This is a genomic window from Azospirillum sp. NS33 (assembly GCF_059703765.1).
Genome location: NZ_BAAKJB010000004.1, coordinates 59,770 through 75,442 on the forward strand (window position 1 = coordinate 59,770; position 15,673 = coordinate 75,442).

The 15,673-nt window shown below is 72.7% G+C and carries 16 protein-coding genes; 10 read left to right on the plus strand and 6 right to left on the minus strand.

Annotated features, from left to right (window positions below; all coding sequences use genetic code 11):
* On the minus strand, positions 1–1,002 hold the full coding sequence (locus tag AC6H2I_RS05430; protein ID WP_497499564.1) for an alpha/beta hydrolase family protein: 1,002 nt from the start codon (positions 1,000–1,002) through the stop codon (positions 1–3).
* Positions 1,003–1,217: 215 nt separating this feature from the next.
* Here AC6H2I_RS05430 and AC6H2I_RS05435 point away from each other — a divergent pair, with 215 nt between their 5' ends.
* The 6 genes from AC6H2I_RS05435 to AC6H2I_RS05460 all read left to right on the plus strand — a co-directional run bounded on the left by AC6H2I_RS05435 (position 1,218) and on the right by AC6H2I_RS05460 (position 6,303).
* A complete protein-coding gene (locus tag AC6H2I_RS05435) occupies positions 1,218–1,988 on the plus strand; it encodes an RNA methyltransferase (protein ID WP_497499565.1) in 771 nt (256 codons plus the stop codon).
* A 113-nt stretch (positions 1,989–2,101) separates the two neighbouring features.
* Positions 2,102–3,841, plus strand: coding sequence for a uracil-xanthine permease family protein (locus tag AC6H2I_RS05440; RefSeq protein WP_497499566.1), 1,740 nt, complete (start codon positions 2,102–2,104; stop codon positions 3,839–3,841).
* Positions 3,842–4,011: 170 nt separating this feature from the next.
* Positions 4,012–4,626: a 30S ribosomal protein S4 gene (gene rpsD / locus AC6H2I_RS05445; protein WP_497499567.1), complete on the plus strand. Its 615-nt coding sequence runs from the start codon at positions 4,012–4,014 to the stop codon at positions 4,624–4,626.
* A 194-nt stretch (positions 4,627–4,820) separates the two neighbouring features.
* Positions 4,821–4,994 (plus strand): hypothetical protein, encoded by a 174-nt coding sequence (locus tag AC6H2I_RS05450; RefSeq protein WP_497499568.1) that lies wholly within the window; start codon positions 4,821–4,823, stop codon positions 4,992–4,994.
* 23 nt (positions 4,995–5,017) lie between these two features.
* Positions 5,018–5,569 (plus strand): hypothetical protein, encoded by a 552-nt coding sequence (locus AC6H2I_RS05455; protein WP_497499569.1) that lies wholly within the window; start codon positions 5,018–5,020, stop codon positions 5,567–5,569.
* Positions 5,566–6,303, plus strand: a complete 738-nt coding sequence (locus AC6H2I_RS05460) for a hypothetical protein (protein ID WP_497499570.1) — start codon at positions 5,566–5,568, stop codon at positions 6,301–6,303. Before AC6H2I_RS05455 ends, AC6H2I_RS05460 begins: the two co-directional genes overlap by 4 nt.
* Before the next feature lie 15 nt (positions 6,304–6,318).
* On the opposite strand, the gene AC6H2I_RS05465 is transcribed toward AC6H2I_RS05460, so the two are convergent.
* Positions 6,319–7,416, minus strand: coding sequence for an alkene reductase (locus tag AC6H2I_RS05465; RefSeq protein WP_497499571.1), 1,098 nt, complete (start codon positions 7,414–7,416; stop codon positions 6,319–6,321).
* 258 nt (positions 7,417–7,674) lie between these two features.
* Between AC6H2I_RS05465 and AC6H2I_RS05470 the strand changes: the two genes are divergently transcribed.
* The gene (locus AC6H2I_RS05470) at positions 7,675–8,232 is read left to right on the plus strand and encodes a TetR/AcrR family transcriptional regulator (protein WP_497499572.1); all 558 of its coding nucleotides are present in this window, start codon (positions 7,675–7,677) and stop codon (positions 8,230–8,232) included.
* A gap of 24 nt (positions 8,233–8,256) precedes the next feature.
* Here the strand turns inward: AC6H2I_RS05470 and rarD are convergent, their stop codons facing one another.
* Positions 8,257–9,213: an EamA family transporter RarD gene (gene rarD / locus AC6H2I_RS05475; RefSeq protein WP_497499573.1), complete on the minus strand. Its 957-nt coding sequence runs from the start codon at positions 9,211–9,213 to the stop codon at positions 8,257–8,259.
* 307 nt (positions 9,214–9,520) lie between these two features.
* Between rarD and AC6H2I_RS05480 the strand changes: the two genes are divergently transcribed.
* The 3 genes from AC6H2I_RS05480 (at position 9,521) to AC6H2I_RS05490 (ending at position 12,654) form a co-directional block, all read left to right on the plus strand.
* Positions 9,521–10,660 carry a sensor histidine kinase gene (locus AC6H2I_RS05480; RefSeq protein WP_497499574.1) on the plus strand — a complete coding sequence of 380 codons (1,140 nt, stop codon included), beginning with the start codon at positions 9,521–9,523 and terminating at the stop codon, positions 10,658–10,660.
* The gene (locus AC6H2I_RS05485; RefSeq protein ID WP_497499575.1) at positions 10,650–11,060 is read left to right on the plus strand and encodes a response regulator; all 411 of its coding nucleotides are present in this window, start codon (positions 10,650–10,652) and stop codon (positions 11,058–11,060) included. Before AC6H2I_RS05480 ends, AC6H2I_RS05485 begins: the two co-directional genes overlap by 11 nt.
* Positions 11,061–11,193: 133 nt before the next feature.
* On the plus strand, positions 11,194–12,654 hold the full coding sequence (locus tag AC6H2I_RS05490) for a hypothetical protein (protein WP_497499576.1): 1,461 nt from the start codon (positions 11,194–11,196) through the stop codon (positions 12,652–12,654).
* Positions 12,655–12,726: 72 nt separating this feature from the next.
* On the opposite strand, the gene grxD is transcribed toward AC6H2I_RS05490, so the two are convergent.
* The 3 genes from grxD to purL form a co-directional block, all read right to left on the minus strand.
* Positions 12,727–13,065 carry a Grx4 family monothiol glutaredoxin gene (gene grxD, locus AC6H2I_RS05495; RefSeq protein WP_497499577.1) on the minus strand — a complete coding sequence of 113 codons (339 nt, stop codon included), beginning with the start codon at positions 13,063–13,065 and terminating at the stop codon, positions 12,727–12,729.
* Between the two features lie 61 nt (positions 13,066–13,126).
* Positions 13,127–13,366 (minus strand): BolA family protein, encoded by a 240-nt coding sequence (locus AC6H2I_RS05500; RefSeq protein WP_497499578.1) that lies wholly within the window; start codon positions 13,364–13,366, stop codon positions 13,127–13,129.
* Between the two features lie 98 nt (positions 13,367–13,464).
* Complete coding sequence (purL, locus tag AC6H2I_RS05505; RefSeq protein WP_497499747.1) at positions 13,465–15,633, minus strand: phosphoribosylformylglycinamidine synthase subunit PurL; 2,169 nt, start codon at positions 15,631–15,633, stop codon at positions 13,465–13,467.
* Between the last annotated feature and the right edge of the window lie 40 nt (positions 15,634–15,673).

The following is a 15,673-nucleotide window of genomic DNA, read 5'->3' on the forward strand; positions in this document are numbered from 1 at the left end:
TCAGGGGCTGACCGCCAGGGTGCGCTCGAAGAAGTCGGCCACCTCGTCGTTCAGCCGGCGGTGGAAGGCCGTCCGGTCGAAGCTGGGCGGGTCCTCGGCCGGCGGGCCGATCTCGGCGGCGAGTGCCGCCGGAAAGGGCGTCATGAAGGCGAAGTGGCCGGCGTTCGCCACCAGTTCCCACTCCGGCGGCGCCGGCAGCAGGTCGCGAATCCGTTCGGCGTGATGGCGCGGTGGCACGACGGTGTCGGCGGCCGCGCCGTAGAGCCTCACCGGAATCGTCACGCCGTCCAGCGCACCCTCGCCAAACGGTGCGGCGGGCGGCGCCAGGACGACGACGGCCCGGACCCTCGGATCGTGGGCCGCGACCGTGCCGGTCCGGGCTGCGGCGGACTCCGCCGGGTCCGTTCCGGACACCTCGCTCTGGCTGCAGAAGCTGTCGTCGGGGTGGCGGGCGCAATGCTCGGAGATGCCGGACAGCTCGGCGACGCCGCCGGCCGCCACCAGCACCGTGTAGGCGCCGGCGGAAAAGCCGATGGCGCCGATGCGCCCGCCGTCGACGAGGGGGCTGAGGCGGGGGTGGGCGAGAACGGCGTCCAGGGCGGCGGAGAACTGCCGTGGCCGGTTGCGCCACATCGCGGGACGCCGGGCCTCGCCGTTGTCGTCGTAGCTGTTTCCCGGATGCTGGAGCGCCACCACCACGAAGCCGCGCTCGGCCAGCGCCGCCGCGGTGTCATGGTGCCCCAGCTCGCTGCCGCCGGAACCGTGGGAGATCACCACCAGGGGGTGCTTGCCGGGACGCGGCTTGGCGCCTGGCGCGACGGTCATCGTGAAGGGGCCCATGCGCTGCGGCGCCGCCGACGCGTCGGTGGGGTACCAGACGACCATCCGCGCCGGCCGGCCGTGGGCGGGGTCATGGTAGGGCAACCGCTCCAGACCGGCGTCGGCCAGCACCGGTCCGGTCCACAGCGTGAGGAGAACTGCAGTGGAGCGCAACGGAATCATCGGGCGGGCCGGTCGGTGACGGGGCGCGGCCGGTACGGCATCGCGGCGGCGGCCAACATTAGCACGGGCGGATGACGCTTCGCGCATCGGAATCGCCGCGGCGCGGCGTTCAAGGACGTGACCCGGCCCCGGCGCCGCCGCTATAAGGCAAATCCAGACTTCCAACATCGCCACCAGTCGCGCCCCGTCCCGGCGGCGGCGCCGGGATCCGTGCCATGACCTCCGGAAAAGACCCCAACCGTCCGTCCATCCTCGGCGGTCCCGCCATTGTCCTCGTGGAGCCCCAACTCGGCGAGAACATCGGCGCCTGCGCGCGCGCCATGCTGAACTGCGGCCTGACCGACCTGCGGCTGGTGCGCCCGCGCGACGGCTGGCCGAACGAGCGCGCGGTGGCGTTCGCCGCCGGCGCCAGCCTGGTGCTCGACGGGGTGCGGCTGTTCGACACCACCGCCGAGGCGGTGGCCGACCTGGAGGTGGTCTACGCCACCACGGTGCGCACCCGCGACATGATCCAGGAGTTCGTGACGCCGCGCGCGGCGGCGGCGGCGATGCGCGCCCACTATGGCGCCGGCCACAGGGTGGGCGTGCTGTTCGGCCCGGAGCGCACCGGGCTGGTCAACGACGATCTCACCCTGGCGGAGCGGCTCATCACCGTCCCGCTCAACCCGTCCTTCGCCTCGCTCAACCTCGGCCAGGCGGTGCTGCTGATCGGCTACGAGTGGTTCCAGACCGGCGACGTGCCGCCGGAGAGCGTCCTGCACACCGGCCAGACCCGCCCGGCCACCAAGGCCGAACTGTTGAACTTCTTCGAGCATTTCGAACAGGCGCTCGACCGCACCGGATTCTTCACCACGCCGGAGAAGCGGCCCTCGATGGTCCGCACCCTGCGCAACGCGTGGGAACGCATGCGCATGACCGAGCAGGAGGTGCGGACCTTCCACGGCGTCGTCGCCGCCCTGACGGGCCGGCGGAAGGGCGACCACTAAAAGGGGTGGGGGCGCCGCCCGCGCCGCCCGCGCCGCCGTGTGGCGTCGGCCGGATGAACTGTGGCACAAACCAGCGGCCGTCTGCTGATCGTACCCAGCCGCCAGGAAGAGCAATGGCCCGTCCACCCGACCTGCTCTACGCGCTTGATGAGCGGCCGCCCCTCGTCGTGACGCTGCTGAGCGCGGTGCAGCACGCAGCCATCGTCACCAGCATCGGCGTGGTGTTCCCGCTGCTGGTGCTGACCGCCGCGGGCGCCTCGCCGGACCGCATCCGCGACACCCTGGCGGTGTCGATGGTGGTCCTGGGGGTCGCCACCCTGCTGCAATGCACGCGCGCCGGGCCCCTGGGGTCGGGGTTCCTGCTGCCGGCCGTGTTCACCGCCGCCTACCTGCCGGCGAGCCTCGTGGCGGCGCGCGCCGGCGGTCTGCCCCTGGTGTTCGGGATGACCATCTTCGCCGGCCTGGTCGAGATCGCGCTGTCGCGGGTGCTGCACCGCCTGCGCCCATACCTGCCGCCGGAGGTCGCCGGCTTCGCCGTCGCGATGATCGGCATCGTGCTCGGCACCCTCGGGGTGCGGCTGATGTTCGGGATCGGGTCCGCGGCGGCGCAGGGGACCGGTGCCGAGCGGCTGATCGTCGGCGGCGTCGCGCTGGCCGTCATGGTCGGCCTCAACGTCTGGTCCAAGGGCCGCATCCGCCTGTTCTGCGCCCTGGTCGGGCTGGCCGTGGGCTACGCCCTGGCGGCTCCGCTGGGCTGGCTCGACCTCGACCGCATCGCAGCGGCCCTGCGCCAGCCGCTGCTGCGCCTGCCGATGCCCGACGTCGGCCTGCCGGCCTTCAGCCTGGAGCTGGCGCTGCCCTTCGCGGTGGGGGCGCTGGCCTGCGCGCTTCGGGCGATCGGCGACGTCACCACCTGCCAGAAGGTCAACGACGCGGCATGGCAGCACCCGGACATCGCGTCGATCCGCCGTGGCGTCCTGGTCGACGGCATCGGCACCGTCCTGGCCGGGGCGGTCGGCACGGTCGGCCAGAACACCTTCTCCGGCAGCGTCGGCCTGGCGGTGGCGACCGGCATCACCGCCCGGGTGGTCGGTGTGGCGCTGGGCGTCCTGATGATCGCGCTCGCCTTCCTGCCCCCGGTTCTGGAACTGCTGGCGGCAATGCCCCAGCCGGTGATGGGGGCCAGCCTGGTGTTCTCCGGCTGCTTCATCATCGTCAACGGGTTCCAGGTCGTCTTCGCGCGCATGCTCGACGCCCGCAAGGTCTTCGTCATCGGCGTGCCGCTGATCCTCGGCCTCAGCCGCGACATGTTTCCCGGCGTCGTCGACGCGGTGCCGGTGGTCTTGCAGCCGCTGGTCAGCTCCTCCCTGGTGCTGGCGATCACCGCGGCGGTCGCGCTCAACCTGCTGTTCCGCATCGGCGTGCACCGCCGGGTGGACCTGTCCAGCGCGGCGGGGGCCGAGGGCACGGCGCGGCTGGTCGCGGCGCTCGAACGGCAGGGGGCGGCCTGGGGCGCCCGGCGCGACGTGTGGACGCGGGTCGAGATGGCCATCGCCGAGGCCCTGGACCTCGTCCACCAGCTCGCGCAGCCCGGCTCCGCCGTGACGCTGCGGGTGGCCTTCGACGACTACAGCGTCGCGGCGCAGATCCGCTACGAGGGCGCGCCGGTCGTCCCCGCGGCCGCGCCGCCCGGCCACGAGGCCATGACCGCCCCCGGCGAACGGGCGGCGGGGGAGGCGGTGCTGCGCCTCGGCAGCTTCCTGCTCGGCCGCATGGTCGACCGGCTGGAGACCGCCGTCGAGGCGGGGCCGCTGGGCGCGGTGCAGGTGCTGCGTCTCCATTTCGAGCATTGACACCGGCGCCGGGCTTCCGGTTTGACTTTCCGACGCGCCTGCGTATAGTGCGCGCCTCCACTTCCGGGAATGCGGGCGAGCCTTCATCACGCCCCGTCCGCGCCACCCCTTTCGCGGGGCGGCGACGGAACTACCGGGACAAAACCAACTCGTGTTCCACCGAGGACAAGATGAGCAAGCGTCAAGAGTCCAAGTACAAGATCGACCGCCGTCTCGGCGTCAACCTCTGGGGCCGCCCCAAGAGCCCGGTCAACCGTCGTGAGTATGGCCCCGGCCAGCATGGCCAGCGCCGCAAGAAGCCGTCGGACTACGGTCTGCAGCTCATGGCGAAGCAGAAGCTGAAGGGCTACTACGCCAACATCAGCGAGAAGCAGTTCCGCAAGATCTACGCCGAGGCCGTGCGCCGCAAGGGCGACACCGGCGAGAACCTGGTCGGTCTGCTGGAGCGCCGCCTCGACGCCGTGGTCTACCGCATGAAGTTCGCGCCCACCCCGTTCGCGGCGCGCCAGATCATCAACCACGGCCACATCCTGGTGAACGGCCGCCGCCTCAACATCGCCTCGGCCCGCATCAAGGACAACGACACCATCGAGGTCCGCGGCAAGGCCAAGCAGATGGCGCTGATCATGGAGGCCTCCACCTCCCAGGAGCGCGACATCCCCGACTACCTCGAGGTCGACACCGGCGCCCTCAAGGGCCGTTTCGTGCGCGCCCCGCTGCTCGCCGACGTGCCGTACCCCGTGCAGATGGAACCGAACCTGGTGATCGAGTTCTACTCGCGCTGACCGGCGCGTCGAACCCGCGCATCGGCCGTTCCCGAGGGGGGCGGCTTCCGAAGAGGGCCGCTCCCGTGGGAGCGGCCTTTTTTTGTGCGCCAGGGGGTAGGGCGATGCGCCCGGGGCCACATGGCCCATTCAGGAACCCCCTTGCGCGCGCCCCTGTTGTCGCAAGGCAACCGAACCCCAGGGGAGGGCGAGCGATGGCCATCGACCACAGCGACGCGATCGGCGGCAACCAGGGAGCCTACCGCGGCGGCCCGCGCAGGATCGGCGTGTACGAAGGGGCGGGAACGACACGGGCGCAGATGCCCAAGGCCCTCGCCGCGCTGGCGGTGGTGGTCGTCCTTCTCCTTGTCTGGGTCTTCATTCAATAGGCGCCTGCGCCGGGAGGAGAATCATGGCTCGCAAGACCATCGTCGCACTCTACGACCGGGTGTCCGACGCCGAAGCGGCCCGCCACGACCTGCGTGGCGCGGGAATCGCCGACGCCGACATCGAGGTGCTGGCCCATTCCGGGTACGGCGCCGGCAGCGGGCATGGCGAGCTGGTGCCGCGCCTGGCCGGCTGGGGGGTGCCCCAGGACGAGGCGGAGGCCTACGCCGAGGGCGTCGCGGGTGGCGGCGCGCTGCTGGCCGTCTCGCTTCTCAAGGACCAGTCCGTCGACCGCGCGCTCGACCTGCTGCGCCGCCCGGCGCAGGAGGCGGGAGGGGCGCTGCAGCCGGGGTCCGGCGCGATGGCGGCCGAGCCCCCGGACCCCGCGGCCGCCGCCGCCGCGGGGCCACGCCGCCCGGCGCGGGCGGCGCCGCCGGACGGCGCGCTCTCCGACGCCGCGCGTGCCCTGCGCGAGCGCAACGCCGCGACGGACGCGCCCGGCCAGCGTCCGGTGGGCGAGGAGGGCGCCTCCGGCGTCTATCATGACCGTCCCGTGGACGGGGAACCGCGCCAATGAGGGGCGGGCGGGTCCTGCGAGTCCTGCTGCTTGGCGGCGCGCTGCTGCCGAGCGCCGCCGTCGCGGTGGCGGCGCAGGAGGACGCGGCGACGGCGTGCGGCGATCTCGCCGCGGCCTTCCGGGACGAGGTGCTCGACGCGCGGGCGCGGGCACCGGCACCACCATCGCCCCTTCTCGATCAGCCGATCGAGCGCCGGCCGGAGGCTGTCGGGGGCATCACCCGGCCCTCGGCCATCGGTGAAGGGCTCCGGGGCGGGGGCCCCGCCGGGGAGGGCGCCGCGCCGCCGGCCGCCGAACTCTCCGACCGGCAACGCCGGCGGGCGGCCGACGCGGTCCGCGCCGCCCAGGCGGCGGCCGGGCAGGGGGACACCGCGGCGTGCCGCCAGCATCTGGAGGTGGCACGCGGCGTGGCGCGGGCCGGCGACGGCGGAGGCGGCGCCGGGGTGGCGGAACGCCCCCTGGTCGAGCCGGCGGCCCGCTCCTCGGCGACGCCGCCGCCCGATGCGGTGGGCGCCGGCGTGCGCGAGGGCATCCCCAACCGGCCCGGCAGCGGATCGCCCCTGGACGATGCGATCGACAGCCCGATGGAGCAGGCGCTGGAGCCGCCCCCGGTCGGCCCGTCGCCGCGCCCCGCGCTCCCCGGTGCCGGCAGCGGCGCCGGTGGCAGCGGCGGCCTGGGAGGCGGCGGCCTGAGTGGCGGCGGCCTGGGCGGGGGCGGCAGCGGGTTGCCGTAGGGGCGCCAGCCGCGGCTACGCGGCCTCCGCCGCCGCGGGGTAGTCGATGTAGCCGCGCTCGTCGCCGCCGTAGAACGTGGCGCGGTCGGCCTCGGCCAGGGGCACCCCGGCGCGCAGCCGGTCCGGCAGGTCGGGGTTGGCGATGAACGGCACGCCGAAGCTGACGGCGTCGGCCGCGCCGTCGGCCAGCCAGCGGTCGGCGGTGGCGCGGTCGAACCCGCCGTTGATCAGGAGCGGGCCATGGAAGCAGCGGCGCAGCAGCGGCGCCACCCGCTCCGCCCCGTCCGGCGGAGCCATCGGCCCGTCCACCCCTTCGATCACGTGCAGGTAGGCGAGGCCGAACCCGTCGAGGGCCGATGCGGCGTGGCCGAACAGCGCGGCGGGGTCGGAATCGCCCATGTCGTTGAAGGTTCCGTTGGGCGAGAGGCGCACGCCGGTGCGCCGTCCGCCGACGGCCTCGCACACCGCCTCGGTCACCTCCAGCAGGAAGCGGGTGCGGTTTTGGACGGAGCCGCCGTAGCGGTCGGTGCGCCGGTTCGTGCCGTCCCGCAGGAACTGGTCGATCAGGTACCCGTTGGCGCCGTGCACCTCGACCGCGTCGAATCCGGCCTCCTCGACGGCGCGCCGGGCCGCCGTGGCGAAGGCCTGGACGAGGCGTGGAATCTCCTCCGTCTCCAAGGCCCGCGGGACGGGGAACGGCATCATGCCGGCCCCGGTGAACAGCTCGCCCCGGGCGGCGATGGCCGAGGGGGCGACCGGCGCCTGGCCGCCGGGCTGGAACATGGGGTGGGAAATGCGCCCGACGTGCCAGAGCTGCACCGCGATCCGGCCGCCGCGGGCGTGCACCGCGTCCGTCACGGCGCGCCATCCCGCGACCTGGGCGTCGCTGTGGATGCCCGGGGTGCTGGGATAGCCCTGGCCATCCTCCGACACCTGGGTCGCCTCGGTGATGATGAGGCCGGCGGAGGCGCGCTGGGCGTAGTGCTGCGCCATGGTGGCGGTCGGCGCGTTGCCGGCGCCGGCGCGGCTGCGGGTCATCGGCGCCATGACGACGCGGTTGGGCAGGTCGAGCGCGCCGAGGCGCAGCGGCGTGAACAGGTCTGGCTGGGTCATGTCGGCCTCGAAGAGGGCGTTTCGGGAAGGCGGTCGGGCGGCTGGAAGGGCCAGACAAGTATGTATGTGATTGCATACTTATTCGGCCGGCCGGCCTTGTCAAGGGGGATGCGGCGTCCCTAGTATGGCGTGGCCAGAGCAAGGAAGGTCCGGCGGCGGGACCGCCGTGCGGACGGGGACAGGGCGGCAGTGGACAAGATCGGGACGGAAGCATCGACAGCGCGCCGCCGCAGCCGGGAGGCGACGACGGAAGCGCTGATGGACGCCGCCAAGGTGGTGTTCGCCGAGCGCGGCTTCGATGCCGCGACGACGCGCGAGATCGCCGCCAGCGCCGGGGCGAACGAGCAGCTGATCCAGCGCTATTTCGGCGGCAAGGCGGGACTGCTGCTGGCGGTCGTCGAGCGGTTCGGGGACGAGGAGGGCCGCGGCTGCACGCTGCCGCCGCCGGGCGACGATCTCGAAGCGGAGATCCTGGCGTTCCTCGAACTGCAGGCCGAACACACCTGGAACTGCCGCGACCTCAGCAAGGTGGTGCTCGACCGCGCCCTGGTCGACGCCGAGGTGGCCGAGCAGATGGGCCGGACCCTGGCGCAGGCCCGCATCCCCTGCATGCTGTCGCGGCTGGAGGGTCTGCGGGGGCGCGGCCTGATCGCGGCCGACGCCGATCTGGCCAACCTCGCCGCCGGTTTGGCGTCGCTGTCGTTCGCGTTGGGCTTCATGGAGCGCGTCGTGTTCGCCCGCGACCCGGAACGGGTGTGCGCCGTTGCCCGCAGCCTTGCCCATACCCTGGCCCGCGGGCTGGCCCCCCGGCGCTGACGGCGGGGCCGGGCGCTGGGCGGGTCAGCGTCCGGTCCCGGCGGCGGCCGCGGCGGCCGCGGCGGCGGCGCGGCGCGACGCGCGGTGGCCGGCGATGGCGTCGCTCGAATAGAGGGCAAGCGCCACCCAGATGCAGCCGAAGGCCACGCCATGGGCGGAGGTGAAGCGTTCGCCATAGGCCAACACCCCCAGCAGCAGTTGGCCGGTGGGTGCGATGTACTGCAGCAGGCCGATGGTGGCCAGCTTGAGCCGCGCCGCTCCCACCATGAAGAGCACCAGGGGAATGGCGGTGACCGGGCCGGCCAGCAGCAGCAGCACGTCGTGGCCGGCCCCGGCGCCGGTGGCGAAGGCGCCGTCCCCGCCGAGCCACACCAGATAGCCCGCGGCCAGCGGCGCGAGGAGGGCGGTCTCCACCAGCAGCCCGACCAGCGGGTCGATCGCCGCCTTCTTGCGCACCAGGGCGTAGAAGCCGAAGGACAGCGCCAGCGACAGGGCGATCCACGGCATCACGCCATAGGACACCACCAGGCTGGCCACGCCGGCGGCGGCGAGCACGACGGCGCCGCATTGCCGGCGGGTCAGGCGTTCCTGCAGGAAGACGACGCCAAGAACCACGTTGACCAGCGGGTTGATGTAGTAGCCGAGGCTGGCCTGGACGAGCTTCCCGGAGATGATGGCGTGGATGAAGATGGTCCAGTTGCCGGTGATGAGCAGCGTCGTCACCAGGAAGATCCCCAGGCGTTTCCAGCTGCCCACGGCCCGGGCGATTCCGGCCGGGCCCTTCAGGGCGAGGACGATGGCCGCCATCAGCACCACCGTCCAGACGATGCGGTGGGCGACGATCTCCACCGGACCGACGTCGGCGACCATCTTGAAGTAGACCGGAGCCAAGCCCCACAACGAAAAGGCGCCGACCGCCGCGGCGAGGCCCAGGGCGGAGGCGGGGGCGCCGGCAGCGGGCGAGGGGGCGTCGTTGGGCATTGCGGCCCTTTGTCTTGGTGAGGCTGAGCCTGCGAGTAACATGGTGGGGCTGGGCCCGCGATGCCCGCGCGGGCATGCCGGCACTGCGCGGGCGGCATGTCTGCGCCGGCCGGCCCGCCGAACCGTCCGCGCCCCGCGGAAGAGCTATGCCGAACAGCGTATTCGCACCCGGAAATAGTCCTTCACCGTCCCTGGAATTGCTGCGGAGTTGCACTAGCTTCGTCAACAGTGTACTTGCAGTTCATCAGACATTGTTTCGCTGGCCCGGTGACGGATCGTGGATGTTCAGCCCAAGACGCCATCGGAGATGACGCCATCGTCCTCCGACACCACGATGCGACGCCTCCAGGCGCTCGCCGAATTCGGCAAGTATGCGCTGTGGGAATCGGACCTCGACGCCCTGCTCCATGAGGCCTGCAGCCAGGTGGCACACGGTCTGCGCGTGCCCTACGCCAAGGTCCTGGAGTATCGCGAGGACGCCTGCGACCTGCTGATCTGCGCCGGCGTGGGCTGGAAGCCCGGCGTGGTGGGCAGCGTCAGGGCCCCCGCCACGCGCGACCACCCGCCCGGGCTGGCCGTGCTGAGCCGGGAGCCGGTGGTCACCGAGGACATCGTCGAGGACGGCCGTTTCAACCCGACACCGCTGTTCCGTGCCTACGGCGTGGTGTCGGTGGTCAACGTGCCGATCATCATCCAGTCAGAGGTCTACGGCGTGCTGGAGGTGGTGACCACCCGGCGCCAGGTGTTCACCAGCCACGAGATCAACTTCCTCCAGGGGTTCGCCAATCTGATCGCCGCGGTGGTGCACCGCCGGCGCATCGACCAGTCGCTGAAGGCGGCGTTGACCGAGCGGGAAGTCCTGCTGCGCGAGCTTCAGCACCGGGTCAAGAACAACCTCTACGTCGTCACCAGCCTGCTCGGCCTGCAGGCCAACCGCATCGGTGACGAGACGGCGCGGCGCGCCCTGGAGGAGGTGCAGGGGCGTGTCCATGCGATCGGCATGGCCTACGGCATCCTGCAGACGTCCCAGGACATTTCGCACTTCGACCTGGGCGCCTATCTCGGCGATCTGTGCCGCGCCGTGGTCGCCACCGCCCAGGCCGGCGCCGGTGGCATCACCCTGACCATGGACGTGGAGCCGACGGCGGTGTCGCTGCAGCTCGGCGTCCCGCTGGGCCTGATCGTCAACGAGATCGTCTCCAACAGCCTGCGCCATGCCTTCCCCGACGGGCGGGGCGAGATCACCGTGTCGGTCCGCCGCCGGGACGCCGAGGTCGAGGTGCGGGTCGCCGACGACGGCCGCGGCATGGGAGGGCAGCGCCCGGGCAGCCTCGGTCTGAAGCTCATCCAGGCGCTGACGGTGCAGATCCAGGGCGCGCTGACCCGGCTGCCGACCCCGCACGGCGTCGCCTACCGTCTCACGTTCCCGGTGCCCGATGACGCGTGACCCGCCCGGCGGCCCCGTCCTCGTCGTCGAAGACGAGGCCCTGGTCGCGCTTTACACGGTCGAACTGCTGGAGGATGCGGGCTACACCGTCGCCGGCATGGCGGCGACCGGGGCGACGGCCTTGGCCGTGGCCGCCCAGGCGCCGCCCGACCTGGCGCTCGTGGACGTCCGGCTGCCCGGCGGCATGGACGGCATCGAGGTGGCCGGGGAGTTGCAGCGGCGCCACGGCACCCGCATCGTCTTCGTGTCGGGCACCCTGGACCCGCCGACGCTGGACCGCGCCCGGCCGCTCGGCCCCGTCGCGTGCCTGCAGAAGCCGGTGCGCCCGGCCGAGCTCCTCGAGGTGGTTGCGCGGGCCCTGGGGATGGCGCCAACCGAGGCCAGCGCGCCCGACCGCTGAGCGCGCGGCGCGAACCGCTGGGGCGCGAGCCCGCGGTCCCGCCGGTCGCGCGCGGGGACCGCCGCTTGCCGCGCTTCCGGGGGCATGGCACCATCCGCCGCCTCCCCCCACCGGCCCCGGCGGTTGTCGTCCCATGCGTCGCTACCTCATCGAAGCCCTGCGCCTCTACCCGGCGGGGGCGCTCCTGGCGGTCCTGTTCACCGCATGCTTCTTCGCGCTGAGCTGGGCCTCCACCGCGGTGGACCGCGACCGCATTCTGGAGCGGCTGCGCAGCGCGGCGGATGACGGCAGCTTCGCCGCGACGATCGCGCTTCCGTTCGGCGGCGACCGCCCGATTCCGGCGTTTTCGGGCAACGACTGCCGGGTGCTGGCCAGCGTCGTGCTGCCCTATTCCGGCGCCGCGGCGGAGGCGGTGACCAACCTGATGCCGGTGGAGGCGCCGCTGCGCAACCCGCCGCCCGACAACGGCATCCCGCGGCCGCCCTGCCAGCGCCTGATGGAGATCGTGCAGGGCGACGGCCTGTCCGCGGTGGAGACCTATGCCTACCACCGCTACCTGCTGGGCCACCGCACGGTGGCCCGGGTGCTGGCGGCCTATGTGGCGCCGGCGGCGCTGGGCTGGATCACCTGGGGCCTTGCCAACGGTCTTCTGCTGGCCGTGGTCGCGGTGGCGGGATGGCGGCTGCGGCGCCGGGACGGCGGCCCGGAGGACGCGCCGGAGCGTGCGCGCAACCGCGCCTTCGCCGGGATCGCCGTGGCCCTGCTGCTGTTCTACGGGCTGCCGGTCTACGGGCGCTACTTCACCTTCGGGCTGCCCGACGGGGTCATCGCCGCGGCCCTCCTCGTCGGGTTGCTGGTGCCGTTGGGGCGTGCGCGGGGGCCGGTCTTTCTGGCGCTGACCACCGGCTTCGGCGTGCTGACCGCGGTGTTCGAGTTTCTCACCGGCGGGATTCCCCTGGGGCTGGCGCTGCTGCTGGGCATGGTGGCCCTGGGCGGCGCGCCCGACGCCGCGGCGGTGCTGCGCCGCGCGGCGCACGCGGCGGCGCTGTTCTGCCTCGGCGTGGTGACCGCGCTGGCCGTCAAGGTCGCGCTGGTGGTGGCGCTGTTCGGCGGCCATGAACTGGCCGTCCTGACCGCCGCCCTCGACGTGCGCCTGTCGGACCGCTTCCTCTACAGCTTCAGCCGCTGGGACCGGCTGCGCGCGGAGGCCGCCGGGTTCGATCTCGCCACGGTGGAGGAGGGATGGCTGCGGCCGGTCCGCTTCATGGTGTTCCGCCTGCTCGATGAGAGCTTCCGCATCGCCCACGGCTCGGTGGCGCTCGGCCGGGCGGTGATCGTCGGTGGCGCGGCGCTGGCGGTGGCGCTGCTGGCGGTGGCCCTGGCGCGGTCGGCCCCGCGGGAGCGGGCCGAGAGCCTGGTGCTGCTGGGGTCGCTGCTGGTGCCCGTGGCCTGGTATCTCGCCTTCCTCAACCACACCATCCTTCACGCGGTGTGGATGGTGCGTCCGCTGGTGTGGATGCCGGCCCTGGCGCTGGTGCTCGTCGCCCGCCTGGCCACCGCCGGCGCGGCGGCGGCCCGCCGCGCGCCGGCATGAAAACGGCCCCGCCCATGGCGGGCGGGGCCGGTCCGGTGGACCCGGGGCGCCGGCCGCGGCCGGCGGCCGGTGTCAGGCGGCCTGGCCGTGGGCGACGCCCTTGGTGGTCAGGTGCTGCTGCAACTCCCCGGACTCGTACATCTCGCGGATGATGTCGCAGCCGCCCACCAGCTCGCCCTTGACGTAGAGCTGCGGGAAGGTCGGCCAGTCGGAGAACTCCTTCAGGCCCTGGCGCAGGCCGGGGTCCTGGAGGATGTCGACGCCCTTGAACTTCACGCCGACCTGGCTCAGCACCTGGACGACGGCGGCGGAGAAGCCGCACTGGGGGAACACCGGCGAACCCTTCATGTAGAGCACGACGTCGTTGCCTTCGATGTCGCTGCGGATGCGGTCGGCGACGGTCTGGTCCATGTCTTCAGTCCTCTGATGCCCCGGTGGTGCCCGGGGGGTGGTGCCGGGGGATGGTGTCGGGTCACGCGGATTCGGGAACGGCGGTGGTCAGCGCCAGGGCGTGCAGGTCGCCGCCCATCTTCCCCTGGAGGGCGGCGTAGACCATCTGGTGCTGCTGCACCCGGGACTTGCCCTTGAACGTGGCGGAGGTGACGAGGGCGGCATAGTGGTCGCCGTCGCCCCGCAGGTCCTCGATTTGAACCGCCGCGTCCGGAATGCCTTCCACGATCATCTTCTCGATCTCTGCGGCGTCCATCGCCATGGTCGTGTCCTCGTCCGTTCCTGGGTTGAACCGCCCGTGCGGGCCTAACCGTATTAGGTAGGAGCGCCGCGGCGTTTGTCACCGGGTGCGCCGCACCATCAGTTGGCGGCCTCGCCGGCCATGTACGCCGGCAGCCAGCCCTCGTTGGCGCGCCGCAGGCGCTCCACCGGGATCGACTCCGCCTCGCCGCGGCCGCTCAGCGCCGTGCCCCGGGTGTGGCCCAGCACCGCCAACGGCACCCCGGCCGCGGCCGCCCGCTGGTGGACCGCCGCCGCGTCCTCCGGCCGCACCGCCAGGATATAGCGTGCCTGGTCCTCGCCGAACAGGGTGCCGGCGTCGGCGCCATCCAGACCGGTGAGCTGGACGCCGATTCCGCCGGCCATGGCCATTTCGGCCACCGCCACCAGCAGACCGCCGTCGGCCACGTCGTGGCAGGCGACCACCAGGCCGTCGCGGATCAGGCCGCGCACCAGGTCGCCGTTGCGCCGCTCCGCCGCGAGGTCCACCGGCGGCGGCGGGCCGTCCTCACGGCCGAGGATCTCGCGCAGGTAGAGCGACTGGCCGAGGTGCCCCGCGGTCTCGCCGACCAGGAGAACCGTGTCGCCCTCGTTGCGGAAGCCCAGGCCCACCGCCATCATGGCGTCGGGCAGCAGGCCGACGGCGCCGATCGCCGGGGTCGGCAGGATGGCCTCGCCGTTGGTCTCGTTGTAGAGGCTGACGTTGCCCGACACGACCGGGAAGTCCAGCGCCCGGCAGGCCTCTCCCATGCCCTGGATGGCGCCGACGAACTGGCCCATGATCCGCGGCTTCTCCGGGTTGCCGAAGTTCATGTTGTCGGTGACCGCCAGCGGCAGGGCGCCGACCGCGGTCAGGTTGCGCCACGCCTCGGCCACCGCCTGGGCGCCGCCGCGCACCGGGTCGGCCAGGCAGTAGCGCGGCGTGCAGTCGGTGGTCACCGCCACCGCCTTGTCCTGGCCCGGCAGCCGGACCACGCTGGCATCGGCCTGGCCCGACATGAAGCGGGTGTCGCCGCCGACCAGGCTGTCGTACTGCTCCCAGATCCAGCGCTTGGAGGCCTGGTCGGGGCACGCCACCAGCGTCTCCAGGACGTCGCCCAGCGGCCGGGCGGGCAGGACCCGCACCGCGGCGTCCAGCTCGGGCCGCGGCGGTGTGGGCTCCCACGGGCGCTCGTACACGGGCGAGGCGTTGGAGACCGGCGCGATCGGCATGTCGCACCAGGTCCGGCCGTGCATGCGGATCGCCAGCCGTCCGGTGTCGGTCAGCGTGCCGATCACCGCGAAGTCCAGCTCCCACTTGTCGAAGATCGCGCGGGCCTGGTCCTCGCTGCCGGGCTTGAGGATGATCAGCATGCGCTCCTGGCTTTCGGAGAGCATGATCTCATAGGGGGTCATCCCCTCCTCGCGCACCGGCACGTCGTCCAGCACCAGCTCGATGCCCAGCCCGCCCTTGCCGGCCATCTCCACCGAGGAGGAGGTGAGGCCGGCCGCGCCCATGTCCTGGATGGCGACGATGGTGTCGGTGGCCATCAGCTCCAGGCACGCCTCGATCAGCAGCTTCTCGGTGAAGGGGTCGCCGACCTGGACGGTCGGGCGCTTCTCCTCGGAATCCTCGCTGAACTCGGCCGAGGCCATGGTGGCGCCGTGGATGCCGTCGCGCCCCGTCTTGGAGCCGACATAGACCACCGGGTTGCCGATGCCGGCGGCGGCCGAATAGAAGATCCGGTCGGTCTTGGCCACGCCCACGGTCATGGCGTTGACCAGGATGTTGCCGTTGTAGGCGGGGTGGAAGTTGGTCTCGCCGCCCACGGTGGGCACGCCGACGCAGTTGCCGTAGCCGCCGATGCCGGCCACCACCCCCGACACCAGGTGCCGGGTCCTGGGATGGTCGGGCGCGCCGAAGCGCAGGGCGTTCAGGTTCGCGATGGGCCGCGCGCCCATGGTGAAGACGTCGCGCAGGATGCCGCCCACCCCGGTCGCCGCGCCCTGGTAGGGCTCGATGAAGGAGGGGTGGTTGTGGCTTTCCATCTTGAAGATGACCGCGTCGCCGTCGCCGATGTCGACGACGCCGGCGTTCTCGCCGGGACCGCAGATCACCTGCGGCCCGGTGGTCGGCAGGGTGGTGAGCCAGACCTTGGACGACTTGTAGGAGCAGTGCTCCGACCACATCACCGAGATGATGCCGAGCTCGGTGAAGCTCGGCTCGCGGCCCAGGATCTCCAGGGCGCGCGCGTACTCCTCGGCGGTCATGCCATGCTCGGCCGCCAGCTCGGGCGTGACCTTTGGTTCG